This window comes from Micromonospora zhanjiangensis (genome assembly GCF_042650605.1).
In the GTDB taxonomy this organism is placed as follows: domain Bacteria; phylum Actinomycetota; class Actinomycetes; order Mycobacteriales; family Micromonosporaceae; genus Micromonospora_J; species Micromonospora_J zhanjiangensis.
The window spans coordinates 1-1,001 of the sequence record NZ_JBHSBN010000112.1; the positions used below are offsets into that span (position 1 = coordinate 1).

Consider the following 1,001-nt stretch of genomic DNA (forward strand, 5'->3'; position numbering starts at 1 on the left):
GTGCCGCCGGCGTTGAGGGCGTCCAGGACGGAGTTGTAGGCGGCCTTCTTGTTGCCGTTGCCGTCGAACAGCAGGGGGTTTTCTCCGGTGCGCCAGGAGTCGCTGTCGCGGATGCCCCAGACGGTGATGCCGGCGCAGCGGGCGACGGCGAGGCAGGCCTTGGTCACCGCGGCGTAGGCGTTGGCCTGGTTGGAGCCGGAGATGTCCAGTTCGGTGATCTGGACCTCGACGCCGAGGTCGGCGAAGCGTTGCAGGTTGGCCTGGTAGTCACCCGGTGGCATGCCACCGAGGTGGGACTGGAAACCGACGCAGTCGATCGGCACACCGCGGGACCTGAAGTCGCGGACCATGTTGTAGATACCGGTGGACTTGGCGTTGATCCCGTCGGTGTTGTAGTCGTTGTAACACAGCTTCGCGGCGGGGTCGGCCGAGTGGGCGGTCCGGAAGGCGACCTCGATCCAGTCGTTGCCGGTGCGTTGCAGGTTCGAGTCACGCCGCCCGCCGCTGCCACCGTCGGCGAACGCCTCGTTCACCACGTCCCAGGCGTAGATCTTGCCCCGGTAGTGGGTGGCGACCTGGGTGATGTGGTTGACCATCGCGTTACGCAACGCCGTGCCCGACATGTTCTGCGCCCAACCGGGCTGCTGCTGATGCCACGACAACGCGTGTCCCCGGACCCGCTGGTTGTGCGCCTGCGCGTGGGAGACCAACTGGTCACCGGCGTTGTAGTTGAACTGGTTCTGCTGCGGCTCGGTGGCGTCCCACTTCATCTCGTTCTCGGGCGTCACCATGTTGAACTCACGATCCAGGATCGTGCTGTACTGCGACTGCGACAACTTACCCACCGCCACCGCCGCACCGAAATACCGGCCCGACTGCGCCGCCGCCGCCCCCAACGTCGACGCCGCACTCGCCGGCCCGGCGAACACCAACGTCACACCCGCCGCGGTCACCGCCGCCGCAGTGACTGACATCAACGCGATCACCGGCCGACGGGACCG

Annotated in this window: 1 protein-coding gene; it reads right to left on the reverse strand. The window is 66.8% G+C overall.

What is annotated here, in order from left to right; all coding sequences use genetic code 11:
• The coding region (locus ACFOX0_RS34170) for an endo-1,4-beta-xylanase (protein ID WP_377553826.1) at nucleotides 1–986 on the reverse strand (986 nt) is incomplete at its 3' end.
• Between the last annotated feature and the right edge of the window lie 15 nt (nucleotides 987–1,001).